This is a genomic window from Ghiorsea bivora (assembly GCF_000744415.1).
Taxonomy (GTDB): Bacteria; Pseudomonadota; Zetaproteobacteria; order Mariprofundales; family Mariprofundaceae; genus Ghiorsea; species Ghiorsea bivora.
Map to the genome: position 1 here is coordinate 1 of NZ_JQLW01000007.1, position 25,303 is coordinate 25,303.

Below are 25,303 nucleotides of genomic sequence, written 5' to 3' on the forward strand. Positions count from 1 at the left end.
AACTTCACCATGATCACCAATTAAACGCTTGCGGGAATAACCATTACGATGGTTATTTGTATCGCTACGCTCATGATGACCATAACCAAGATGTTCTTCCATCTCTGCACCAAGGGCTGTTTCAACCGTGAGTTTCGTTAATAGCTGACTAAGGCTCGATATGTCAGACTCAGTCTTCATATGCTTCGCCAACTCACTGGCTAAGGCGACCAACTTTGGGTCATATTTGTCTTTCTTCTTCATTATAAATACTCCTGTCAGCATTCTAGCTGTTTGAAATATTTACACAGTTGGATTTACAGTCTCCAGCAAATGGCTAATGTATTCAGGTCCATTATCACAACGAATACTCTTGGGTTTACCACGCCACTCAATAATTTGATCCAGTGCACGAATCACGCGTGTAGCAGGCAATGAAAAGTCCACTTCAATGGCTAAACCTTCACGATTAAAGTCATCAATCACATTAAACAACCTGTAACTTCGACCATCACTAAGTTGATCATGCATAAAGTCCATAGACCAAGACTCATTTATAGCTTCAGGTACGGCTAAAGCCTCGGGCTTCTCCCTTGAGAGTCGCTTCTTTGGTTTAATGCGCAAGTTCAATTCAAGCTCCCTATAAATCCGATATACACGTATGATTCCAGCCAAATCCTTTAACGTTACGAAGAAAAAAATAACATAAACCAAAGCCCCAATTACGTTGATTATGCGTAAGTCGAATAAGCCAATCAGCTATCACTTGGTTTTCTGTGTTGAGTTTTGGTTGGTACCGATAACACCGCTCGCTAACAACAAAGCTCAAACATGCCATACGGATGCTAACGTTGCCTTTGGCAACAGCCTCCTTTGCCATGTCTCGACGCTCAGAAGGCTTTACCACTTTTTTGCCATGGCTTCCTGAATAATCTCATATTTGAGGCGTTCTTCAGCATACATCTTTTTTAGACGACGGTTTTCTTCCTCAAGCTCTTTTAGCCTAGACATCATGGATGCATCCATACCACCATATTTGCTGCGCCATTTATAAAATGTGGCACTGCTCATTCCATGAGTCCTGCACAATTCAGGAACAGGAACCCCTGCCTCTGCTTCCTTTAAAATGTTGATAATTTGACTATCACTATACCTTGATTTCTTCATCGTAAAATCTCCTGTTTTGATTGCTAGAAAATTCTACTTATAAACTCAAACATTTTTCGGGAGGATTACCCAACTTTCTAATCATTCAGTACTAACAAATGACGGGGTATCCAGTCATGAAAATATCCGTGGTAATAAATATTTCCACTAATCAAGGAGGCTCAATATGAGCGTACAACAAGTAAAACAAAAAATGGTTCAACTAGGGCTTCATGGGATGGAACAATCCTTTGAAAATCAAATGAGGTTACCAAACTTTCGAGAACTCTCTTTCGAAGACCGAATTGCAATCATGCTGGACAATGAGGAAACATGGCGAGAAAACAAGCGCCTTGAGCGCCTATTAAGATCTGCCAAGCTTAGAGAGCAAGCGTGCATGGAAGATATAGACTACAACCCAAAGCGTGGCTTGGATAAATCAGCTCTTGCATCGTTGAGTACATGTGACTGGATTGATAGAGGTCAAAACATGATTATTACAGGCGCGACAGGTGCTGGTAAAACTTGGTTAGCTTGTGCACTCGGAAATCAAGCCTGCAGAAAAGGATTGAAAACGAAATTTTATCGCATTCCCTTACTCTTAGAAGAGCTAGCTGATTCACATAAAGACCTCACCTTTGCTAGGAAACTTAATCAAATTGCAAAACTTGATTTACTGATTCTAGATGATTTTGGGCTTACTAAATTTGATGCATCTGCTCGGCGCGAGTTACTTGAAGTTGCAGAATGTCGAAGCGGGCTTAAATCAACAATTATTACCACACAGTTGCCCGTTGAGAAGTGGCATGATTGCTTGAGCTCAGGAAACCCTACAGCAGCAGATGCAATTATTGATAGGCTCACAGGAAGCTCTCACCGAATTGTGTTAAAAGGCGATTCAATGCGAACTCGAAAGGTGTAATTAGGAATGGGTGCCGGTGGCACCCTTTTTTTGATACCAGCATGGCTTTTTGAATAATTATAGGCTGGTCTGCTTAATAATTGTGGGCTGGCTTTTTAAGTGCCATTCTATATTTACTCGACTGAATCACGCATTTGATGGGTTTTAAATACATCTTTTATCATCAATTTCCACAATGTAATATGCTCATGATTCAATGCCACATTGGGCTGAAGCATAAAAGCTGCAATGGTTTTACGAAATCCTGAGTGAAGCTTAAAACCATTTGCTTTGGCACAATTTGCGCACAATAAGTGTCCTTGTCGCCAATACATATCATGATTAAGGTCAACAGGTTCTACACAGTGCCAACAATGGTTTAAGTCGCCAGTCCAGCCTGATTGTTCTAGCATAGCCCAAGTTGCTGCACATAAACCAGCATCTTCAGGGCGCTCTGAGAGTAGGGCACAGGCTTGATTTAGTTCTGCATAACCATTGCTTACCCCATCAGGGAAAAGGGTGGATGCGGTGGCTAACAATGTTTGCCCTGCCAGCATCATAGGCTCTGGAAGCAGCGTGGTGAAGCGTTGTACTTCAAGTAATGTCCCCATGGTGCCAGTTCGAGGTTCTTTCCAACGCAGCTGTAGGGCATGTAAAGGCATTAAAGCTGCCCGAAAAGGACTATTGGCTCGCCTTGCACCACGCGCCATAAGACTTATACGCCCATGCTGCTGTGTTAAGCAGTGCAAAATCAATGAGGAATCGCTATAAGCAATACTGCGTAATAAAAGGGCGTGGTCCCTTTGTTCTGCCATGGGTATTTATAAGCCGAGTTCGTGTAAAATACCGGGTTTATCAAACCAATCTTTTTGGACTTTAACCCATAATTTTAGGTTTACTTTACAGCCCAATAAATCTTCTAAACCTTCGCGCGTTTTGATGCCTATATGTTTCATCAATTCGCCACCTTTACCAATCACCATAGGTTTATGTCGTTCTGTGGCGACGAGAATGACTGCTGTGATTTCAATTTTATCACCCAAATCAACAAAATCTTCAATGTCTACCGCTGTTTGAAAGGGAATTTCTTGGTACATAGATAAAAATACTTGCTCACGCACATATTCTGCAGCCATTTGTCGCTGGGATTGGTCGGTAAACCATTCAGGATCATACATGGGTTGACGTTTGGGCAAGTGTTTGCTGATTTCTTTGACTAAAGCAGGAACTTGAGAGCCTTTTTTAGCTGAAATAGGTATATAAGCATCGGCTTTGGGGTCAAGCTGTTGAATTTCTTGTAAGCGGGGCAGCAGTCTATCTTTATTGGACTGGTCAATTTTATTGATGACATGAATACGTGGTTTATCCAAACGCCCATCAGCAAAACGCTCAATCAATGCCATCGTACCTCTATCCATGGGTTTGGAGCCATCTTGCATAATGCAAAGTACATCGGCTTCTTCAGCAGCTGTGTATGCCACTTTCACCATATTGCGGTTGAGTTGTTGCGACCCTTTATGAATGCCTGGTGTATCCACAAATACAATTTGTTCGTTTTCATCACTGTGAATACCAAGAATTCTATGCCGTGTGGTTTGGGGTTTGGGTGTGACAATGGCAACTTTAGTACCAATGATTTTGTTCATTAAGGTTGATTTACCAACATTAGGCCGCCCCAAAAGAGCGACTGAACCACAGCGGTAATCTTCATTGTCTGTGGTAAATGTTTGTACATCATTAATCATATCTTCTAAAGATTTACTCATCGTCGGAAGCTCCTCCCTCGCGGGTAATACCCATAAGTTTTGCAGAGATGAAGTCGTCAATGTCACCATCTAAAAAGTTTTGTGTGTTGCTGGTTTCCATGCCTGTGCGTAAATCTTTAATACGCGAAGCATCAAGTACATAGGAGCGGATTTGATGCCCCCAACCAATGTCAGACTTGGTATCTTCAAGCCCTTGTTTCTCAGCTTGTTGCTTTTCAATTTCCAATTCATACAAACGTGCTTTAAGCATTTTCCAACAGTGTTCACGGTTTTTATGCTGTGAACGGTCACTTTGACACTGTACAACTACGCCCGATGGTTCATGGGTCATGCGTACTGCGGAATCGGTTTTATTGATGTGCTGACCACCAGAGCCTGATGCACGGTAAGTGTCTACACGCACGTCGGCGGGGTTGATTTCAATATCAATATCACGGTCAATGTCAGGGAAGGCAAATACTGAGGCAAAAGAAGTATGGCGACGATTTCCTGAATCAAAAGGAGACTTGCGAACAAGCCTATGTACACCAATTTCAGCTTTGAGGAAACCATAGGCATATTCACCTTTGATGGATACCGTGGCAGATTTAATACCAGCTTCTTCACCAGCCGTGCATTCAATCAATTCAGTTTTAAAACCTTTGCGCTCAGCCCAACGCAAATACATACGCAATAATATCTCTGCCCAATCTTGGGCTTCTGTTCCGCCTGAACCAGCGTTGATATCTAGGAATGCGGATTCAGCATCGGTTTCGCCGCCCAACATTTGTGCCAACTCAAAGGTCTCAATGTCTTTTTGTACTTTATCAATTTCGGCAACGGCTTCGAGTTTACTGTCTTGGTCATTTTCTTCCATGCCCATTTCAAACAGCATCGATGCTTCTTCAAGCGTATTTAATGTTTTATTGAAACCATTGATGGTGCGCTCTAGGGATGTTTTCTTTTGCATCAATTTTTGTGCTTCATCGGGGTTGTCCCACAGGCTTGGGTCTTCGGTTCGTGCGTCTAATTCTTTTAATTCTTCAACCTTGGTATCAAGGTCAAAGTGACCTCCGCAGCGAATCCAATCGGCTGCTATAATCTTCGGCACGGGTTCTGAAACCCGAAATTAAATCTTCAACGCTCATTCATCACTCCAACATGTATTTGTGCAAGGTTGGCAAAGCTACTATGCTTAAGGTTGAAAGCAATATATGTACAGCAGGCAGTGTTTTTTAGGGTTTATAAAAAGAACAGAGTATATAGCTTATGAAGGTTTATTTTATATTTTAATGAATAGGAGCCTCATTGTTGAAAAAAGAAAAATACGTTCTTTTACCTCAGAATTAAACGTTGTCTATTTGCTGCTTATGCGGAAGTTTTTTTATAACTTTCTTTAAGAATGGATGTTTTTCTAAGCTAGATGCATAGTCCCGTGTACCTGAGATTAAATCTGCCATGCCAGTACACAAACGATTACCATAGTGCTTAAATACAATGTTACGTAACATTGTATTCGGATGATATATAACTTTTGCTAATAAACGGGCAATACGAAGTTCATTTAAAATAGGTTGAATTGTTTGTGTTAGATATATTTTAACAACTTCTTCGGGATGTTCAAATGCTTGTGAAACAGCTTTGCCTGCGCCAAGACCACTTTGAATAGCATAGGTTAAACCTTCAGCTGTGATGGGGTCTGCCAAACCTGCGGTATCACCAACCAATAACATACGCCCTCGGGCAAGAGGCTCAGAACGTGGAGATAAAGGAATGATAAAACCTTTTCGGTTTACAACCTTTGCACCTGTCAAACCAAGTGTTTGTAAATAACCATCAAAGGCTTGTTGCAGTTGTGTTTTGCATGTTTTGTTCATAACAGCTAAACCAATAGACAGGTGGTTTCCTTTGGGGAATACCCAGGCATAACCACCACGTATGACACTAAAATCAAACATAGCATTTTGATGTGCTTTGAGTTGTTTGTCTGAAGCGTAAACATCAGCTTCTAACGATGGTAGCAATATGCGGTTATCTTTCCAAAACTGGTTGCTAAGTTTTGCCATTGCGCCCTCTGCAAATATGAGGTATTGGCTTGAGAATACACCTTGGTTACTTTCCAATATGATGTTATTTTGAGTTGGGGTAATATGAAGTACGTTTGTATTGTCCCAAACTTGCACACCTAAACCGCTAGCATGTTTAATCAGTGCTTCATCAAATGATGAACGGCAAACCATGGTTACCAAATCTTTTTGTGTTTCTACAAATTGCATATTGAGGTGTTTAGCCTTCATGGTGATTGTATGGCACTGCTGTTCAATGGGGTACTTAATTTCACTTGGGATAAGTTTGACTGCGCGTTTTACCAAACCTCCGGCGCATACTTTTCTACGGGGTAAAATAAGTTTTTCAAGGACTGCAACACTGAGACCTTGTTTTGCAACCTCGATTGCAGCCATAGCCCCAGCAGGTCCTGCGCCAATGATAATAACATCAAACTTTTGCATTGTTTTAGTTTGGTCAATAAAAGACTGAATAGCAAGCGATATAAAATACTTACAGCTGAATACACAATGGGAAACATGTTCTGAAACAGTGGTTTAAACAAAGCTTTGACAAAGCTTTTATTACCCAGCGCACCTCTTTCCAAGGTGCATAGTTGTTAACTTTTTGTTTCCTGTTGTTATACTGTTCGAAAGTAATTGGAAGTTGGTAAAAGGGGTTAGCTATGACATTAGGCACTTTGGCACTTATTCTTTTAGGCATTTTTGTGTTGCTGGTTGTATGGATTGTGGTGATGTACAATCGTTTGGTGAGTTACAAAAATATTTTTAAAAATAGTTTTTCACAAATTGATGTGCAACTTAACCGTAGGTATGACTTAATTCCGAATATTGTTGAAGCAGCAAAAGCTTATTTAAGCCACGAGCGTGAAACCTTGGATGCAGTGATTTCGGCTAGGAATGCTGCAGCCTCGGCGATGAAAGCTGCCAAGGCTGACCCATCAAACGCACAAGCCATGCAATCTTTGTTGACTGCTGAATCAGCTTTGGGCGGGGCGATGTTAAATTTTAATGCTCTGACAGAGGCTTACCCTGAGCTTAAAGCCAATGAAACCATTGCTCAACTTCAAGAAGAGTTAACATCCACTGAAAATCGCATTGCTTTTGCTAGGCAGCGTTATAATGATGATGTGATGAACTACAATACACAACGGCAATTATTCCCAGACGTGTTGATTGCAAATATGTTTAATTTTGGGGAAGCTGTATATTTTGAACTGAGTAACCCAGAACAGGCAAAACCAATCCGCATTTCTCTGTAATGATTGTGTAAATGGATTTTTTCCAATACCAAGCTGCTGCCAAACGCAATACATTTTGGTTGTATGTGTTATTTGCAGTGGCGATGTTAACGATTGTGGTCGCTGTATATGCAGTTGTGACATTATCCTTGTATTTATTGCCTTTGTTGGTGCGTGATATGGCGGTACCCACCCAGTTTTGGGCGTTTGACCGATTTGTCATGGTATCACTTAGCACAGTTTCACTTATATTGATGGGTAGTTGGTATAAAATTCGGCAATTAAAACAGGGTGGTGGGATTGCGATAGCCCAGATGTTGGGAGGTAGGCGTTTAAAGGCAAGCAAAGACCCGCTTGAGCGGCAATTACGGAATATTGTTGAAGAAATGGCAATTGCATCGGGTGTGCCTACACCTGCAGTTTTTATTTTAGAGCAACGTGGTATCAATGCGTTTGCGGCGGGTTATGCGTTTCATGATACTGCGATTGCGGTTACACGCGGTGCTATGGAAGTATTAAGTCGAGATGAGTTGCAGGGTGTCATTGCCCATGAATTTAGTCATATTTTACATGGTGACACTGGGCTTAAAATGCAAATGATGGGTTTATTGCATGGTATTACGATGATTTCTGACGTGGGTATTTTGATGATTGCAGGGCGCTCATCGGTGAGTTATTCAGGGCGAATGCGTGGGTCACATCCTGTGATTATGTTATCTGGAGTATTGTTTTTTGCAGTGGGACTGTTGGGGATGTTGGCTGCAGATATGATTAAAGCCGCCATGTCTAGGCAGCGTGAATATTTGGCTGATGCATCGGCTGTGCAGTTTACGCGAAATCCTGAAGGTATTGGCAATGCGCTGAAAGTGATTGGTGGTTATCAAGCAGGCTCACGCTTACAGCTTCCTGAAATGCAACAGGTAAGCCACTTGTTTTTTGGTGAAGCGCTAAAAGTATGGTGGAAAAGCAATTGGTGGGCGAGTCATCCGCCACTTATATCCCGCATTCAACGTATTGACCCAAGGTTTCGTGGGCGTATTGCTAAGATTGATGAGCCTTCTGTACGGGCTAAAAACCAAGCTTTTGCTATTAGCCATTTTTCGCCACCACCCAATGCAGAAACATTGCAACAGAATGTAGAGCAAGTGATGCAGTCTATTGGGGAGCCTGATGCTCAGCATTTAAATCGGGCGCACTATCTTATGCAACAAATACCCGAAGATATTCATGATTTATTAAGTGATACCTTTGTTGCCAAATGTATGACCTACTTCCTTCTCTTGGATAGCAATAAAGAAATATCTTGGCAACAAATGCAAATGATTTCGACTTTGGATGCTTCGCAAGCTTTGGCAGAGGTGTTACGGATTCGAAGCTTGATGCCCAATATGCGAGCTGAACTTAAATTGCCCATTTTAGATATTGTTTCACCCCAACTTTCAGAATTGAGTGCTGAGCAACAGTGTGTGTTTTTAGACACACTGAAAAAGTTGATTGCTGCCAATAGAAAAGTGTCGTTGTTTGAATATTTATTGTATCAAAACTTTTTGTATAGCTTTGGTTTTAAGGGTAAGAAGTCACCCAACACATATATTCCCATTGCGCGGATGAAGGCTGAGGTTGAAATACTGCTTGATAGGGTTTGTTGTATGAATCAAACGAATAAACCTAGGCATATGAAGGCAAAAGCCTTGGCTCAGATATTTCCAAATGAAAAGGTGAAACAGGGTATAGGAAAATCAAACCTTAAAGATGTCATCAAGGCATTGGAAAAACTCAATGTATGTTCTTTTGAGGATAAAAAGAAGTTGTTGCAGGCTATTGTTTATTGTGTGCTTAGTGATGGGCTGGTAAGCACGGAAGAATTAGAAACCATGCGCCTTATTTCGATGATGTTGGGGTGCCCAATGCCTTTGCTTTATGAAGGAATCAACCCGTCACAGCTTCTAAACTAAGGAGATGCTGATTTATTGACATCCTGCCAAAAATCAGGGCAAGAAAGGAAAAGCGCGGTTTCCCTTTCTCTTACAAATCAACCGCTTAAGCTATTGATTTGGTAGCCCATCCATGGGCTGTACAGAAGCACTGAATAAATCAGTGCTTCCCTAAGAAGAAGTAGCGAGTTGGTTTTTGTCTTCTTAGTGGTGCGACTTCATCATAAGTTTAAGCATTTTATAATTAATCACTAAAAAGCGAATACCTTGCCATAGCAATGAGGTACGCATGTATCGTGTCCAACCTGTTGGTGCTGGCGGGTAATAAGCTTGTTGATAAGGTTCTTTGTTTGTAACTTTTCTGGTCATGCTATTCTCCTGCGAATCTTTTTTTTGAATGAACTTAGTCTGGTAAAATTGACCAGCCAGGTTTCATTTTGGCTTGATAAATAAAGGTGTGGTGGAGAAGGGACTTCATCCAATGTCCTGCCAAACCAACTTCACCCGTGGTGAGTTCAATATCGCGCCCGTGTTCGGGGTATTTCTCAAAATCAGGAACAACAGGGAATACTGTCATGGTTGCAGCACTACCGCTGAACATACTTGCCCCTGTTGAAGCAACACAAGCAGCACCCATTTCAGCCATGGAAGCATGGTGGGTTGGCTCATCCGTACCCTTGTTAATCATATCGCTGATACTGTTGGCAACAGCAATTGCCATCGCAGCAGAAGGCATACCTGTGCGTGGTGGTGTGGGGTTAATCGGTGTTCCATTTGCGCTTTGCATCGGTTTACTAATCAAATGGGGTGGGGCAAAAGCGATACCAATAGCAAAAATGTTTTTGTGGGTTGGTGTTTGGTAGTGTTTTGGCCAATCACCAGCACTCCATTCTTCGTAGGGGCGAGGTGTGTAGTCGGCATCAACCTTCATGAAACCATTGGGAGCAAAGATGTCACTGGTGATGTCTTCACCATCTTTACTAAAAGCTTGTAAACCAACACCAGCAAATGGTGGAATAAGCATAGAGAAATCAAATTCAATTTCATGGGTTGAACCATCTAGAATTTCATAGTGAATTTTACCAGCTTCAACTCTAGATACATGTGCCCGTGTAATCCATTCAATATCACGCTCAACCATAAGCGATTCAGCAAAGGTTTTACCGTTGGTGATATAACCACCACGTTTGATATGCACGCCGCCCATGCCAAAGTCGCCGAGTTCGTATTCATTGCTCAGCCAAACGATGCGTGCTTTATCACGAACACCTGCGTCTTTAAGCACGTGTTCAATATTATAAATGTATTCAAATGCTGCGCCCTGACAGGTACACATGCCATGTCCTGTACCGATGACAAATGTACATTCTTTACCTTTGCGCATGGATTCAATAGTTGCTTGAAGTTTTTCACTGGCTTCAATGGCATGGCTAGGTGTACAAACCGAAACAGTATGCCCATGCTCAGGTCCAAGACCTTCAGTGGCACTAAAGTTAAGTTTGGGTCCAGTTGCATTGATTAAATAGTCATATTCAATGTTTTCTTGTTCACCAGTTTTGCTTTCCAAGGTGTATTCAACTGTAATAAAAGGTTTCTCACTGTTTTTGCTGCCATCAGGGTGAATGGATAGCGCTTTGGCTTGTCTAAAATCGACATTGGTTTTCTTTTTATACACATCAGCAAGGTCGAAAGTAACGTCTTCTTCTTTCATTTGACCAACGCCAACCCAAATGTTCGACGGCACCCAGTTCCATGTTGCATTGGGTGAAACCACAATGATTTCATGTTTCTTGCCAAGTTTTTTGTTTAAATATCGAGCAGCAGTATGCCCTGAAATTCCTGCACCTAAAATGACTACTCTTGCCATGTTTACACCTACCTCGTTTGTTAAGTTAGGGAATAAGAATATTATTGATTACTTATATGTCAAGTATATTCAGCTGAGTAAACTAGGTGTATTGTGTACTTGTTTGATAAAGCTTTTTAAAAACAACAAGGTATGCAGAGAGTTAGGGAAGCTCTGAATAAGTCTGGATGAAGCAGATTATGATTCAGAGCATTCAAAATCAGCAAAAGTAGGCGCTCTTAGGCGAGGCGTGAGTTGCATGGGATAGCCTAAGCTATAACTCAAACGCAAAACACAGCGTTTGGGTGCACTGGACGCAAGATGCGAGTTCATGACTTGCTCAGAACTTCCTAAGGTGTTTGATGACCTTTTGTCTTACGAGTAGTAAAAAAGTCATACATCTGCAATACTTATAAAGTCTTTATACGTGGTAATTGCGTTTGAAAAAGTGCTTTCGAATATATACACCATACAAAAGTTCAAAAAGTATGGCTATCGTGATAAAGCTAGCAAATACGATGATAGCTTTAGGGTTGGTATTGTAGGTATAAATGAGAAGCGTTAGCAATGCGGCGAGACTCATTGTGAAAGCAGCAATGAGAACCGTTGTTCGTGCATGAATTTTATGGCGAAGTTTGAAAGCTGCTAAATTAACAATCGTGAAAATTAGCAAGAAACCCGCGCTGCCAATGATAGCAATTTCATTCAGTGATATGGTGTTGGCAATGCCGATACTTAGCAGTGAAATAACGATGATATCATAGCTGGGTATATTTTTATTAAGTATACTGAGTTTATGAGGCAGCTCGCCTTCTTTGGCAAGGAAATAACCCAACCTAGCATTACCATAAATGGTGGCATTGATAGCAGAGAAAGTTGAAAGAAGTGCTGCGATAGCGACGATGGTAAAACCAATATTGCCGAGGGCTGGTTTGGCAGCAATCGCCAGCGCATAATCTTTGGCTTCTAAAAGTTGTGCTTCAGGCACAACCCCTACAGTTACCAAGGAAATAAGAACATATAATAAGATCACAAATAGTGTTGCACCAAAGAATGCTTTGGGGAGGTTTTTTTCTGGTGATTTGATGTCTTCTGTGGCATTGGCAATAAGCTCAAAACCTTCATAGGCAACAAAAATAATCATACCCGCAGTAACGATGGCTAGAGGTGATTCCCAATGGTTAGGGGATAACTTATCTGGGTCAATATAAAACACACCTGATATGATGATAAGAATCAACAAGGAGACTTTAATCAATACGATAACAAATTCAGACCTACTCACAAATGACGTGCTTATTAAATTGATGATTGCAGGTAAAATAATAGCAATGGTAATCAAAAAGTGGTGTTGCAAAGGCGTGGGGCTATCTTGCAGAAAAGTTTGCCCATAAGACGCAAATGCCGATGCGTATAGTGCGATGGTGACCAAATAACTTAGCCAAAGCATCAGGTTTACGCTGCTGGATAAAAGGTTGTGTTGGAAAGCTTGGTCGATAAAAACTACCGTACCACCACGGTTCTGGAAAGTGACGGACAGTTTACTGTAAGCGTAAGCTGTTAAAAGGGCGACAATTCCAGCAAACAAAAAAGCAATAGCCGTTGCCCCATGTGCCAAAGATACGGCTTCACCAAGTACGGCAAAAATCCCGCCGCCCACCATGCCTCCAATGCCAATGGATATGGCACCCAATAATCCAATATTTCTTGTTTTTGTATTCAAACTTGTATTATTTTAACAGGTCTTTGTTATCAACATGTGTCCACTTGCTGCGTGGGCGGTCGATGTATTGGAAATGTTCGTTGGTGAAGCTACCTTGGATGCAGGTGACCCGATAAAAACGGCTGTTGGGCTTTTGCGAGCCAATGGCGGTGTTAAAGGTGACAGGACCTGTTAAATAATACACGCCTTGGTCAACGCGACGATTTTGGATGTTATCCACAATAATATCTATGGTTTTTTTCAAAATCGGGTGGTTGGGTGCAGCGGCAATGAGATAGTTGGTATAATGTTGTTTATTGACGAGAAACAGCTCATTGTCTTCGGGTTTGATGAGCCAAGCCAATGGCCAAACAAGGTGGGCATCAATGTCCATATATACACCGCCTTCTTTCCACAACACAAACATGCGCCATAAATCTGCTTGTGCTGCGCCATTGGTGAGTTGTTTGTAGGCAGTAACGATTTCAGGTGAAGCATTGGCTTCCAAATATTCAAGGCGAGCTTCGGTGCTAACATAGCGGTATTCATAAGAGAGTGACATCAAGCGGTTAAACAAATAGTTGATATACACAGGAAATGCAGCTTTGTTGGTAAAATTGGTTTGCCAAATCACTTTGGGAATCTTTTGCTGTTTTTTCGACTTGCATTTGGCAGGGCTGTATGCGGGGATGGTAAAACGATAGTGGGGCAACACCGCATGAAAAGGGTAGCTCAATGTCTTAATCAACGCGCCAAAAATTTTAATTAGCCGATTGGCAACAACAATATGAATTGGCATGTAAGCTCCTCAATATTAGTGGGGCATATCCTAGCTAAAGTGATATAAAAAGCGAAAGATTATAGGCGAAAAAAATAGGGGAGTGCCATCAGCGTAATGCCAATGCCAGCAAGCAGGTAAAGGTTAGGCACAAAATAAGGGAATACCATCAAGGTGAGACCCGTCAATAAGGGTATGATTTTATGCTGCTTTTTCCCATAAAGAGAAAAACCAAAACCAATGCTGCCGAAGAATAGTCCTAAAAATAGCGTTGTTGTGTCATCCATTTAAATCACCCAGTCAATTTCATGATAGTGCGTTCATATATTTTTTGGAGTAAACATAATAATTGCCATACCTATTAATGCGACGATAGAGCCTATAATATCCCAAGTTGTTGGTTTAACATCATCGATTAACCATAACCATAAGATTGCCACAAAAACGTACATGCCACCATATGCTGCATAAATACGACCACTAGCTGTGGGGTGTAAAGATAATAACCATACAAATAATGAGAGACTTATAGCTGCAGGAATGAGCAAAAAAATACTTTTTTCATGTTTGAGCCATAGGTAAGGTAAATAACAGCCAACTATTTCTGCGATGGCTGTAATAAAAAAAAGACTGATGGTTTTTAGTTCAAACATATACCTACCTAGTTGTGAGAAAGCCTATTCTAATTTGATTGAACAAAATTAACACATAGGAGTTTTGTACTACACTAATTTGTCAAAAAAAGGCAAGTTGCAGACAACGTTTCGTGTGTGTGGCTGGGCACCAAAACAAATATATGACGATAAGCCTAAAGCAGCTATGTTTTTAGCTTTGATGTTTAAACATCAAAGCTAAAAACTGATGCGATAGTGTGGGTCTAACCAACATTTAGGAAGTTTTTCACCCGATGGAAAAACCAACTCGTTTTTTTCAACAAGTTCAGGTTCACCAACTTCTTCCCCTGAAAAATAGTGCAATGTCACGGACTTTGCAGTTGGATCGGTTAATTCCGCAAGTTTATCTATTTGTGCCAAGTCGCCACTTTTAAGGTTTCTGACATACATAACATACCTCCTATTACACATTCAGTACTGCATCAGAATAATATACACTTTTATTTTGTTTTTTGCTAGTAAAAATATTGTCAGACATGTTCTGAATAGACCATGAATTCAGGACTACCGAATGTATAAACGTGAACAAGTAGCGTGAGGGTTAATGCGTATACTGTTCCCGATTTCCACAGCATGATTGTCCTTGTTAAACATGTAACAAGGATCTTTCATGCTTAGGCCGACATCACAGGGATGGTGATTTTACGTTTGTTCAGCGTCTCCACTTTATCCATCACAGTTTTTGCCATGTTTTTGTAAATTTCAGCTTCTTTGGATTCAGGGTTTGCAGCAACGATGGGTGTGCCTGCATCACCATTTTCGCGAATTGCTATATTCAGTGGGACTTGTGCAATGATGTCAGTCTTAAATTCTTTGCTTAATCGCTCGGCACCACCTTGGGCGAAGATGTGGGATTCTTCATTGCAATGTGGGCATACAAATACACTCATGTTTTCCACAATACCCAGCGTTGGGATATGCACTTTATCAAACATACGAATGCCTTTCTCGCAATCAATCAAAGCAATATCTTGCGGGGTGGTGACAACCACCGCGCCTGTGACGGGCACGGTTTGTGATAATGTAAGTTGTGCATCACCTGTGCCAGGAGGCATGTCGATAATCAAGACATCAAGCTCGCCCCAAGCCACGCCATTAAGCAACTGCCCCAGTGCACTAGCAACCATAGGACCACGCCAAATCATGGCTTGTTCATCAGGCACCAATAAACCAATGGACATCATTTTTACGCCATAGTTTTCAAGCGGGAATATGACTTGTCCGCCCGTATCCACCATAGGTTTTTGTCCTTTAAGCCCAAGCATATTAGGCATGGAGGGACCGTAAATGTCCGCATCCAAAAGACCAACTTTTTTACCTTCTTGTGCAATTGCTACAGCTAAGTTTACCGCAGTGGTTGATTTACCAACGCCACCTTTTCCTGATGCCACAGCAATAATACTTTTGATGCCGGGAATCGCCTTTTTTGCACTTTCATCTACTTTTTTTGTTCCGCATCCAGCCATGATTTCGCCTCTTTAACTTTGATTCAATGTATATAAGGGCAGAAGCATAACCTATTCAAGGCATGGGTACATATTAAAAAATCATGGTTATTTTAAGTGGGATGTTTAATCTTTGCACAATGCGAGCATGTATTCTTTTATATCTGTTATTTTTCTCTTGGTTTGGACAGGTTCAGGCAGCACCTGCGCCTATTCATGATACAATGAATAGCATTGACCCTTATACTTGGCGTATTTCTGATGGTTGGAGCAATGGGGGAATGTTTGCTGTGGGCTGGCGGGCTGATCATGTTGATATTTATGCTAATACATTACGACTCACGTTGAATAACATGCCTTGTGTGAACAATGCAGCCTTATGTTCGGGTGCTGCGTATGCGGCTGGGGAGTATAGTAGCCAAGTTTTACTGCCTGCTGGACAAATAACATTTCGGGCAAAAGTTGCCAAGGCATCGGGTGTGGTTACGGGATTGTTTTTATATACAGGCGCAAGTGATAATCAGCCCCATGATGAAATTGATATTGAGTTTTTAGGTAAGGATACAACCCAAGTTCAGTTTAATTATTTTGTATCGGGTGTGGGTGGGCACGAAGCCTTGATACCTTTGGGTTTTGATGCTTCGCTGGCTATGCACAACTACAGCATCACATGGGATGCTACACATATTACTTGGTCGGTGGATGGGGTGGTGAAACATGAAGTAAAAAATGTGGCTTTGCCAACATCTACGATGCGAATCTTTACCAATTTATGGGCTGCGAAAACTGTGGACGCTTGGTCTGGCATATATGTTTATCAGCAACCATTGTATAGTTATGTGGATAAGGTGGATTATGTACCAGCAGTTTCGGGTGTAAACTCATCGTCCAATTCTGCTTCAAATACATCAGTAAATACGGCTTCTGGTGGGTGTATTACTCAAATTTGGTCAAGGCAAGCTTGGTCGTGGCAAATCTTGGTGAGCTTTGCTTTGTTCGTGGTGGGTTTATTCAAGTGCAAGGCTAGATGAAAGTTTTAATCGTAAAATTATCAGCATTTGGGGACATTATTCATGCGCTTCCTGCCTTGGATGATGTGTTAAATCGTCCTGAAGTGGATGAGGTGCATTGGCTGGTGGATCGCCGCTTTGCTTTTGTCACAGAGGTGTTGCCGCCTGAAGTCAAAGTACATCAGATTGCACTCAAAGGTGGACACCCATTGCATGAGGTTCGCCGTGTAGTAAAGCAACTGCGAGCTGAAAAGTTTGATTTGGCTTTGGATTTTCAAGGTTTAATCAAATCATCTGTTTTAGCGCGGTTGATTTGTTCTAAGGTGTATGGGTTTGACCCTCAAGTGATTCGAGAAAAACCTGCATCATGGTTTGAAACATCCGCACCCGCACACCCTGATGAAATCAATATCGTGCAGCAGGTGAGAAGGGTGGCGCAGTCACCGTGGTTGTCCGATGAAGAGATGGATAAACCTATTGTTTATCAGCCGCCACGGATTCATAAGTCATTTGAGGCAAAACTTCCTGTTGAATTGGATGATTTGAAACCTTGGGTGGTGTTTAATTTGGGTGGCTCTTTTGCGACCAAAGAATTGCCAGACCAAACTTGGCTGCAAGTTGGGCAAGCTTTGAAGGAAAAGGGTTATGCAATTGTTTTTTGTTGGGGAAATGCCAAAGAAGAAGCCAAAGCCAAACAACTGAATGCATCAGGTCTAGGTTATGTATTAACCAAACGACTGACTATACCTGAATTATGTGTGTTTTTTAAGCAAAGTTTTGCTGTGATTGCCGCAGACACAGGCATTTTACACCTAGCAGCAGCTTTAAATACACCAACCATTAGTTTTTGGGGGCCGACACCACGTGAACGGAATGCGCCCCATGGTAAGCTTGATTTTCATGTAGAATCCAACCCTGACTGTGGTCCATGTATTCAAAAGACTTGTGATAATTTTATTTGCATGGACATGATTCAAGCCAAGGCAATTGTACAATGTATTACAAATATTGAGCATAGATTGATAGAAGGGTAAGAGTGTGTTTTATGTCTAAATTAAGTCGGTACTGTGCATTTGTGATTGTTTTTTTGTTTTCCACGCCAACATGGGCAGCGACTTCTGACTGTTTTCCTTTTGTCGGTGAACATTATAAATATGATGTGGGTTGGGAGTTTATCAATGCAGGTACTGCGGAGGTTAAAATAACGCAGCACGGAGATAATGGCTACCAAGTACATAATTTTGCGCGAACCAATGGCTTTTTTGATATGTTTAAAAAAGTACGGGATACCTTGGTGTCCGAAGGTATTTGTTTGGGTGATAAGATGCAAAGCAGCTTATTTTGGACAGACCAACTTGAAAAAGGTAATCATACCAAAAAGCGCATCGAATATTTATGGCGCGAAAATAAAGTTCAATACCAGAACAATGAGAAAAACTTAACATTTGATGTAAAAGCAGGGCACCTGAGTGTGTTGGATGCATTTTATTTAACCCGCCTTCATCCGCCCACCAAAGATAAGCCGATTTCTATTCCCGTATTTGATTCTGAGAAGAAATACGATGTGATTGTGAAGCTATTGAAACACCAGAAGATTACAGGTTTGGATGGTAAACGTATTGATTGTTTGGTGATTCAGCCAGAGTTGAAGACAGAAGGTGTGTTTACCAGCGTGGGTGTGATTAAAATTTGGCTGACCAATGATGCGCGGCGCATTCCATTAAAAATTACTGCAAAAATTAAGATTGGACGTATTGTTGTGCGCCTAACGGAGTATTCAAAAACATGACTGAAAACAAAAACAAACCTTTGAACCCTTATGATGATTTCTTTTATCACCATAGACCTCGCCTCACGGGCATTGCAGCACTTATCATTATCTTCTTTGCCCAGCCAACGCTAGAATCGTTATGCCTTGGTTCGATTATTGTGATTCTTGGTGAAATGGGTCGCACTTGGGCGCTGGGTTATATCGATAAAGATGCCGCTTTGGCGACAACGGGACCTTATGCTTTTACGCGAAACCCTTTATATGTATTTAATACAACCATGTTTATTGGTTTTTGTGTGATGGCAAACCAGCTGGTTCCTGCTTTGGTAGCTGCGGTTTTGTTTGTTTGGATTTATATTGTTGTGATTAAGATTGAAGCTGAGCGGATGGTGGATTTGTTTGGAGCGTCGTATGCTGAATGGTCGAAACATGTACCCTTGTTTATCCCACGTTTAACACCATGGAAAGATAGAGCAAAAAAAGCGTATTCTTTTGCTTTAATGCTTGGGCATAAAGAACCCAAACATTGGTTTGGAACGGTTGTGGGTTTATCTATCTTTTATGCTATTTATTACTTTCAAAATACTTAAAAATCACTGTGCATGACTTGTAATTCTAGCTTAGCAAACGTGGCAAAATATGTTTTTGTTACGTTTTGGCTTGTTGCCGCATTTGGGGCTTGGCAACATGTGCAAGCGCAAAAGCCGTGGTCGAGCATTGCTTGGTCACCCATATTTAAAGATACAAGCAGCACGCCCTTATATCGTGAACAGCTTATACCCAATGCAGGACAAGGTTCTACACATAGTGTGAGTACAGCCGTATTACCATCGGGTGATTTGGTTGCTTTTTGGTTTGGTGGTTCAAGAGAAGGTGCAAAAGATGTACGTATCTTTCAAAGCTTTTTTAAACAAACACAACAAGTATGGACAACGCCTACTGCAATCTTGGATGTACCAACATTGGCAGCATCTGTAGGACGTTATATTGGTAAATTGGGCAATCCTTTGGTTTTTATCGACCAACATCAGCGCATGTGGCTTTATGTTGTCTCCGTATCGTATGGTGGTTGGGCGGGCAGTAGTTTAAATGTGATGTTTTCAGATGACTTAGGCAAACATTGGAATACTCCAAAAAAACTCATTACTTCGCCATTTATCAATGTGAGTACGCTGGTTCGTAATACCATGTATGCGATGCAAGATGGTAGCATGTTGTTACCCGTCTACCATGAGTTTGCCGCACAGCTCCCTGAGTTGTTACGCGTTTCACCTCAGGGTGAAGTGATGGAAAAGGTACGAATGTATGGCAATGGGGGCGGAATACAACCATCATTGGTACAAGGCAAAAACAGACAAGTTTATGCGTTTATGCGGGCAGGTTCGCATACCCAAGACTGGAAAGTGATTCGTTTAAAAAGTAAAAATGAAGGCAAAACTTGGTCAGATTTTACATTAACCGACCTTCCCAACCCCAATTCAGCACAAATTGTTGAGAAAGTTGATGGAAATTTATGGATTTGGGTGGGCAATCATAATCCGAAACATAGACAAGACTTAACGCTGGCTGTTTCTCACGACTTGGAGAAACCTTGGCAAGTGGTTTATCAGTTTGAACAAGGCAAAAACCATCAAGCATTTTCATACCCCGCGATTGTACAAGGTAAAGATGGTGTGTGGAACTTGCTTTACACGGCAAACCGAAAAAACATTAAACATGTTCAATTTAATCGGGCATGGTTAAATCAGGTTATGCAACAGATGGACGTACAGCAGGTAGGCGTGCAATGACATTAGGGCTTACGCTGTTTTTCTACTGGTTGAGCCTAGCATGGGTGAGGCTGGTGCGTCTTGATGCCAGCATTAAAGTTAACGTTGCTACATTATTTATCATTTCACCTTTTGTAGTTTATCCTTTTGTGTATAGCCCTGTGTGGTGGTTACGTGGTTTAACTGGCGATTTAAGCTTAACCACAACAGTTCTGCTTGTTGCAGCCGTGTATGTGAAACTGTTTGACAAGAAGTTGATTGCAACGAAAGAAAGAAAGCTGATGTTGTGGTCTGTAGTTGGGTTTGGTGTGGTATTTTATCCATTGGCTTTAGGTGTTGGACAATTAGACCCTTATGTTTGGGGATATGCCAATGTTTATATGCTTGGCATGGTACTAGGTTTGAGTTTATTGCTGTTTTTACGCCAGTATTATGTGTTTGCGACGACTTTATTATTGGCTGTATTGGCATGGAATGTTGGGCTTTTACAATCTGTGAATCTCTGGGACTATCTCCTTGACCCTTTTATTTTCTTTTATGCTTTGCTGCGTTTATTAAGATGAAAATTTTAGAACTGTGTTTGTCACCCAATAAGGGTGGTTTAGAGCTTTATTTTGCGGATGTTTGTAATGCTTTGATGCCTCATATGCAGGTATTGAGTGTGATTGCACCGAATTCCAAATTAAAACCACTGATACATTGCGATACCATAGAACTTGTTAAGAAAGTTCACTATTTCCCTTGTTTGGCGGCAAAGAAACTTGCAAGTATCATTGATATGAATGGTATTGATATCATTCATTTGCACTGGAATAAAGATTTAACATTGGCTGTGTTGGCAAAGCTTTTTTCAAAACGAAAACCAAAATTGGTGATTACACGGCATATGAAGTTTCCTGCGATGAAAGATGGTGTTCTGCACAGGTTTTTATATCAACATATTGATCATATCATGGCGATTACCCAAACCATGGCATTGGATTTAAAACGTTTTATTCCTGATGATGTACGTCCTGAGATATCCGTGAATTATTTGGGTATTGATAGTGTTTCACCATTTAGCGATGAAGAAGTATCACAAATAAGAGCTTTGTATGATGCTGAAAACAAAAATTTTTTGATTGCTTTGGTAGGGCGTATTGATGCGGACAAAGGACATGATTTACTCCTAGAAGCGTTAGGCATAGCAAAAACTAAGGGTTTACCTTTTAAAGTATTGGTGGTGGGGCATCCCATGCAGGAAAGTTATTTACAGGGATTGAAAGAACGGGTTAAAACACAAGGTTTACAAGATGAAATGTTATTCCTTGGCTTTGTGGATGAGCCAAGATGTTTGATGCAGGCATGTGATGTATTGGTCTTGGCAACCATTGAAGAGACCTTTGGTTTGGTATTGATTGAAGCCATGAGCGTGGGTACGCCTGTGATTGGTAGCAATCGAGGTGGGGTGCCTGAAATCATTGAAGATAAACAAACAGGACTGTTGTTTGAATCATGTGATAGCCAAAGTTTGTTCGAAGCCTTAGAAACACTCTACTTAAACCCTGAACAAGCCAAAACATATGCAGATAAGGCTTTTATCAAGGTGCAGGAAAAGTTTGCTGTGCAGGCGCATATTGAAACTTTGGTAAACAGACTTAAGGAGGTTGTAAATGGTTGATATTTCAGTGGTAATGATTACCAAAAATGCAGAACGTAAACTTACGCAATGCCTTACCTCTTTGAGCGCATTTGATGAAGTGGTGATTTATGATAATGGTTCCACAGATAATACATTGGAAATTGCAAAAGGTTTTGACAATGTAAAAGTGTTTGAAGGTGCATTTTTTGGCTTTGGTAAAACCAAAGCACATGCCGCAACGCTAGCGACACATGATTGGGTGTTTTCGCTTGATGCTGATGAAGTGGTTAGCTCAGATCTGGCAGCAGAATTAAGCAATAAAACCTTGGATGCTGGGGTATGTTATCAGGTGCAGCGGGATAATTATTATCGGGGAAAACATATCAAATGTTGCGGTTGGTACCCTGAATATATTGTGCGTTTATACCATCGCGGTCAAGCCAACTTTTCTGATGCACCCGTGCATGAGACAGTGCAAACCAAAGGTTTAAAAGTGGAAAAATTACAGGCTCCTATTGAGCATTATTCTTTTGATAGTGTGGCTGATTTTTTGGTAAAAATTCAGAGTTATTCGGAGATTTATGCCAAAGATATGCAAGGTAAAAAGGATGTTTCCATTTTTGCAGGTTTAGGTCGTGGCGTGTTTGCATTTATTAAAAGTTATTTCTTTCGCAAAGGTATCTTTTGTGGTTTTGAAGGTTTTACCATTGCCTTTTTTCACGGCTTAGGTACAACAGTGAAATACCTCAAACTTTATGAGAAAAATCATCCTAGGAAATAAGTTGTTGTAGGTCCTTTTGGACAGTTTCAAAGAGTTTCTGACGCTCTTGCGGATCTTGGGGAATCATATAATTGTGTTGTAAAGTTTTGTCACCAATACCCTGCCAGCGTTTATCTGAGGCGAATAATGAGTCTGCAAAAAAGGTCATGGTGGGTGTACCCACAGCAGAAGCCAAATGAAATGTACCAGTGGAAGTGCTGATAAAAAGCTTAAATGATGCAATCAGTTTGGAAAAGTCAGCAACGCTGCCTTGTGAAGTATAGGTCTTGGCTGCGAGGTCTCCCTTTTTTGCCATAAATGCTTGGTGAAACGCTTCATCACCAGGTCCAAAAGTAAAAATGATGTCAATATTTGGTAAATTTTGTATAGATTCAGCAAGCGTAATGTATTCTTCAATATTCCAATTGGCATCGGATGAACCACCAAACCCTGGGTGAAAAGCAATGACGGGGTGTTGTACCCTTAAGTTTTTACAAAATGTTTGATAGGTTGTTTGTATGTCTTGGTGAGAAAACTGCAGCAAAGGTTGCGGGTATTGGGTGCTGATGTCTGGACATGCCGCCTGAATTAATTGTATATTATAAGCAAATTCAGGCATTTTAACTTGAGAACGTCGCTGCATGATACGTTGGTTATAAAATACTTGGGCGACTTTAGTAGCAGGCGCAATACGTTTGGGAATACGAGCAAGCCATTGGGCTATGGCAACACGTGTGTTCGAAAATAAGGTGAAAGAAATATCAAAATCACCTTGTTGTAGTTCTTTGGCAAGTGCCGTGGTGCTTTGGCCTGTATCAAGCAATACATTATCAATAAAACTGCATGCCTCAGCAATACTTTGATTGATGGGTGAAATTAATACCGTGATATGGCAATCGGGCATATGTTGTTTGAGAATATAACAAGCGGGTAGGGCAGTGATAAAATCACCAAGTTTATCATTGCGAACAATAAGGATGTTCATGGGTCTTGTTTAGAAGAACTGAGCCCAAAACCAAGTACCAGAATGGCAAACACAGTTTCATAGTGTGTATTTAAGCTTGGTTCGGTGAGACCATGCAAAATAACACTGATACCACTTGCCGTAAGTAAGTAAGCGTTCATGGTATCGTGTTGCCAATCTTTAACCCAGCCTGTTCGTACCCATTGCCAGCATAAGTAGATTAAAATCAATAACCCAATAGGTCCCCAGCGAGATAAGGCAAAAAGGAATTCATTGTGTGGGTGACCATAAAAAACCTTTTTCTCGTTTGGTGTCAGATGTAAGTAGGATAAGTCATGATCAATAAAAGCTTGTTTAGCAGCATCGGGATAACCTGCGGTACCTACACCAAAGAAAGGGTTGTCTTGCCAAATTTGAATGCTTACCAGCCATATTTTAATGCGCATATCGACGTTTTCCCAATGACCATCAAAGAACGAACTTACACCTGTAACGGTACGCTGAATTTTTTCTTGGGTAGGTTGATAGTTGGAAGCAAAAAGCCCTAAACCTAGAATGAGTATTGATAAAATAATGAGTTTTGGTTTTAAGTTTTGTGGAAAAAACACTTTAAATATGACCAACGCTAAACAGGCAAAGGTCGTAATATAACCACTTCTACCTTGAGCCAAGTATACTGTGATTACAGCATATGTAGCTAAGGTATAACAAAGGATTTGCCAAGGTCTGCGCATGGATGTTGCTGCGACCAATAAAGCCCCCGACCAAATACCATAAATAAAACCTAGGGATAAGTGTCCAAAAAAACCTGCAGCATCACCTGCATTGCTGCCTAGACCATTGATGGTAATCATACCGAAGTATTGCAGTGTACAAATGATAAGGTGTAAAGTTAAAGCAATCGATATGGTAATAAATGCTTGAACCCGTAATGAAGGATTTAAACAAACAAGACCCGTAATCACAAACACAAACAACCAATTGATCTGTTTACCAATTTTATGCACAGCTAGAGCATTGAAATCACTCCATAGTGTACCTATGCATGTGATGCCAATAAATAATAAAATAGCAATAGTTAAGGGTTTGTATTCCTGCCAGCATAATTGCCAGCCTTGTTTGAGTATATTTCTATAAAAAAGCGCTGTAATCAATAAACATGCGAAGAAGAAATTGCTAGCAGCGATGGCAAAAGGGAAAAATAATAAGCCGAAAAATAAAAAAAAGGATGCCACCTTTATGGTAAAAGGCGGCACCCCAATTGCAGTTGGGTCAACTTTAGTCATCAATATTATTTTTCGATAAACAGTTCAATTCTTCGGTTTTTAGCTCTGCCTTCAGGCGTATCATTGCTGGCAACAGGTTCAACATCTGCCCTGCCTGCCACGGTGATATTTTCTCTAGGAAAACCTAAGCCCCAAGTAAGGTAGCGAGCAACTTCACCAGCACGTCTAGCTGATAAGTCCCAGTTGTCTGAGAATTGATTGCGCCATTTTTTTGCCACAGGAAGGTTATCTGTATGCCCAACAATGCGTAACATGACTTTTCCATCATTGTTATCAATACTTTCAATGACTTTTTTCAAAATATCTGCAGCACCTGCTTGGTCAATTTTAAATGAACCGCTCGAAAATAGGATATCTTGTTGTAAGGTAACTTTGATGACACCTGTTTGTTCATTTTGTTCAATCAATACTTGTTTGGCGGTTACTTCCTGTTCAAGTTGTTTGTTTAACTCGGCAACAGACTGTTGTAACGATGCTTTGGATTGTTTGAGTTTTTCGTTTTCAGCTTGCAGTTGCTCTGCTTTTGCAGCACGAGCATGAAGTGCTTCAAGCTCTTCATCACTGATGCTTTGGCAACCAGATAAAATGAACATTGCGAGTATAGTGATACCAATATATTGCTTCATAGTGCTCCCCTTGTTGGTCTTGCTAAGTGAATAATAACA

27 protein-coding genes and 1 pseudogene are annotated in these 25,303 nt (G+C 40.9%); 11 read left to right on the forward strand and 17 right to left on the reverse strand.

The features are described 5' to 3' along the window. The coding region (locus DM09_RS04385) for a transposase (protein ID WP_038247531.1) at positions 1-243 on the reverse strand (243 nt) is incomplete at its 3' end. Between the two features lie 63 nt (positions 244-306). Next, a pseudogene (locus tag DM09_RS04390) lies at positions 307-1,146 on the reverse strand (IS3 family transposase); the annotation flags it as partial. Positions 1,147-1,312: 166 nt separating this feature from the next. Between DM09_RS04390 and istB the strand changes: the two are divergent. After that, complete coding sequence (gene istB / locus DM09_RS04400; protein WP_038247969.1) at positions 1,313-2,047, forward strand: IS21-like element helper ATPase IstB; 735 nt, start codon at positions 1,313-1,315, stop codon at positions 2,045-2,047. Between the two features lie 113 nt (positions 2,048-2,160). On the opposite strand, the gene recO is transcribed toward istB, so the two are convergent. The 4 genes from recO to DM09_RS04420 all read right to left on the reverse strand — a co-directional run bounded on the left by recO (position 2,161) and on the right by DM09_RS04420 (position 6,323). Next, positions 2,161-2,841, reverse strand: coding sequence for a DNA repair protein RecO (gene recO / locus DM09_RS04405; protein WP_038247971.1), 681 nt, complete (start codon positions 2,839-2,841; stop codon positions 2,161-2,163). Positions 2,842-2,847: 6 nt separating this feature from the next. Next, positions 2,848-3,792, reverse strand: a complete 945-nt coding sequence (era, locus tag DM09_RS04410) for a GTPase Era (RefSeq protein ID WP_232507748.1) — start codon at positions 3,790-3,792, stop codon at positions 2,848-2,850. Continuing rightward, positions 3,785-4,919 (reverse strand): peptide chain release factor 2 gene (gene prfB / locus DM09_RS04415; protein ID WP_232507749.1). Its coding sequence is split into 2 segments (ribosomal slippage): positions 3,785-4,843 and positions 4,845-4,919, totalling 1,134 coding nucleotides; the frame shifts between segments, so codons are not numbered across the junction. The genes era and prfB overlap by 8 nt, the downstream gene beginning before the upstream one ends. A 198-nt stretch (positions 4,920-5,117) precedes the next feature. Beyond that, a complete protein-coding gene (locus tag DM09_RS04420) occupies positions 5,118-6,323 on the reverse strand; it encodes an NAD(P)/FAD-dependent oxidoreductase (protein ID WP_318024146.1) in 1,206 nt (401 codons plus the stop codon). Between the two features lie 179 nt (positions 6,324-6,502). On the opposite strand from DM09_RS04420, the gene DM09_RS04425 reads away from it, so the two are divergent. Next, positions 6,503-7,099 (forward strand): LemA family protein, encoded by a 597-nt coding sequence (locus DM09_RS04425; protein WP_038247974.1) that lies wholly within the window; start codon positions 6,503-6,505, stop codon positions 7,097-7,099. Positions 7,100-7,110: 11 nt separating this feature from the next. Further along, on the forward strand, positions 7,111-9,033 hold the full coding sequence (locus DM09_RS04430) for a M48 family metallopeptidase (RefSeq protein ID WP_038247976.1): 1,923 nt from the start codon (positions 7,111-7,113) through the stop codon (positions 9,031-9,033). Positions 9,034-9,216: 183 nt separating this feature from the next. Here the strand turns inward: DM09_RS04430 and DM09_RS11655 are convergent, their stop codons facing one another. From DM09_RS11655 to apbC, 8 genes are all read right to left on the reverse strand, one after another. Then, positions 9,217-9,381, reverse strand: coding sequence for a hypothetical protein (locus DM09_RS11655; protein ID WP_198401651.1), 165 nt, complete (start codon positions 9,379-9,381; stop codon positions 9,217-9,219). A 34-nt stretch (positions 9,382-9,415) separates the two neighbouring features. After that, entirely contained in the window at positions 9,416-10,879 is a 1,464-nt protein-coding gene (locus tag DM09_RS04435) for an NAD(P)/FAD-dependent oxidoreductase (RefSeq protein WP_038247978.1), read from the reverse strand. Between the two features lie 400 nt (positions 10,880-11,279). Continuing rightward, positions 11,280-12,581, reverse strand: a complete 1,302-nt coding sequence (locus DM09_RS04440) for an APC family permease (RefSeq protein WP_051938136.1) — start codon at positions 12,579-12,581, stop codon at positions 11,280-11,282. Positions 12,582-12,588: 7 nt separating this feature from the next. After that, on the reverse strand, positions 12,589-13,359 hold the full coding sequence (locus DM09_RS04445; protein ID WP_038247980.1) for a glycosyltransferase family 32 protein: 771 nt from the start codon (positions 13,357-13,359) through the stop codon (positions 12,589-12,591). Positions 13,360-13,418: 59 nt separating this feature from the next. Next, complete coding sequence (locus DM09_RS04450) at positions 13,419-13,625, reverse strand: hypothetical protein (RefSeq protein ID WP_038247982.1); 207 nt, start codon at positions 13,623-13,625, stop codon at positions 13,419-13,421. Between the two features lie 33 nt (positions 13,626-13,658). Next, positions 13,659-13,991: a YnfA family protein gene (locus DM09_RS04455; protein ID WP_038247984.1), complete on the reverse strand. Its 333-nt coding sequence runs from the start codon at positions 13,989-13,991 to the stop codon at positions 13,659-13,661. Between the two features lie 198 nt (positions 13,992-14,189). Continuing rightward, positions 14,190-14,402 (reverse strand): hypothetical protein, encoded by a 213-nt coding sequence (locus DM09_RS04460; protein WP_038247986.1) that lies wholly within the window; start codon positions 14,400-14,402, stop codon positions 14,190-14,192. A 224-nt stretch (positions 14,403-14,626) separates the two neighbouring features. Next, positions 14,627-15,478 carry an iron-sulfur cluster carrier protein ApbC gene (gene apbC, locus DM09_RS04465; protein WP_051938140.1) on the reverse strand — a complete coding sequence of 284 codons (852 nt, stop codon included), beginning with the start codon at positions 15,476-15,478 and terminating at the stop codon, positions 14,627-14,629. A gap of 83 nt (positions 15,479-15,561) precedes the next feature. Here apbC and DM09_RS04470 point away from each other — a divergent pair, with 83 nt between their 5' ends. The 8 genes from DM09_RS04470 to DM09_RS04505 are packed head-to-tail and all read left to right on the forward strand — an operon-like array spanning position 15,562 to position 22,409. Beyond that, positions 15,562-16,488, forward strand: coding sequence for a family 16 glycosylhydrolase (locus DM09_RS04470; RefSeq protein WP_081881090.1), 927 nt, complete (start codon positions 15,562-15,564; stop codon positions 16,486-16,488). After that, positions 16,485-17,501, forward strand: coding sequence for a lipopolysaccharide heptosyltransferase I (gene waaC, locus DM09_RS04475; protein ID WP_038247988.1), 1,017 nt, complete (start codon positions 16,485-16,487; stop codon positions 17,499-17,501). The genes DM09_RS04470 and waaC overlap by 4 nt, the downstream gene beginning before the upstream one ends. A gap of 11 nt (positions 17,502-17,512) precedes the next feature. Continuing rightward, a complete protein-coding gene (locus tag DM09_RS04480; RefSeq protein ID WP_051938144.1) occupies positions 17,513-18,256 on the forward strand; it encodes a DUF3108 domain-containing protein in 744 nt (247 codons plus the stop codon). Continuing rightward, positions 18,253-18,828, forward strand: coding sequence for a methyltransferase family protein (locus DM09_RS04485; protein WP_038247989.1), 576 nt, complete (start codon positions 18,253-18,255; stop codon positions 18,826-18,828). Before DM09_RS04480 ends, DM09_RS04485 begins: the two co-directional genes overlap by 4 nt. Positions 18,829-18,867: 39 nt before the next feature. Then, on the forward strand, positions 18,868-20,028 hold the full coding sequence (locus DM09_RS04490; protein ID WP_038247991.1) for a sialidase family protein: 1,161 nt from the start codon (positions 18,868-18,870) through the stop codon (positions 20,026-20,028). Further along, positions 20,025-20,570 (forward strand): hypothetical protein, encoded by a 546-nt coding sequence (locus DM09_RS04495; protein WP_038247993.1) that lies wholly within the window; start codon positions 20,025-20,027, stop codon positions 20,568-20,570. Before DM09_RS04490 ends, DM09_RS04495 begins: the two co-directional genes overlap by 4 nt. Continuing rightward, positions 20,567-21,667 carry a glycosyltransferase family 4 protein gene (locus tag DM09_RS04500; protein WP_038247995.1) on the forward strand — a complete coding sequence of 367 codons (1,101 nt, stop codon included), beginning with the start codon at positions 20,567-20,569 and terminating at the stop codon, positions 21,665-21,667. Before DM09_RS04495 ends, DM09_RS04500 begins: the two co-directional genes overlap by 4 nt. Then, entirely contained in the window at positions 21,660-22,409 is a 750-nt protein-coding gene (locus DM09_RS04505) for a glycosyltransferase family 2 protein (RefSeq protein ID WP_038247997.1), read from the forward strand. Before DM09_RS04500 ends, DM09_RS04505 begins: the two co-directional genes overlap by 8 nt. Here DM09_RS04505 and DM09_RS04510 read toward each other — a convergent pair. From DM09_RS04510 to DM09_RS04520, 3 genes are read right to left on the reverse strand one after another with little or no spacing between them, the layout of a single operon-like run. Then, entirely contained in the window at positions 22,399-23,373 is a 975-nt protein-coding gene (locus DM09_RS04510; RefSeq protein ID WP_038247998.1) for a glycosyltransferase family 9 protein, read from the reverse strand. The two genes, DM09_RS04505 and DM09_RS04510, sit on opposite strands and share 11 nt — an antisense overlap. Continuing rightward, complete coding sequence (locus DM09_RS04515; protein WP_038247999.1) at positions 23,370-24,638, reverse strand: O-antigen ligase family protein; 1,269 nt, start codon at positions 24,636-24,638, stop codon at positions 23,370-23,372. Before DM09_RS04515 ends, DM09_RS04510 begins: the two co-directional genes overlap by 4 nt. A 5-nt stretch (positions 24,639-24,643) precedes the next feature. Beyond that, positions 24,644-25,264 (reverse strand): OmpA family protein, encoded by a 621-nt coding sequence (locus tag DM09_RS04520; protein WP_051938145.1) that lies wholly within the window; start codon positions 25,262-25,264, stop codon positions 24,644-24,646. Positions 25,265-25,303 lie beyond the last annotated feature (39 nt).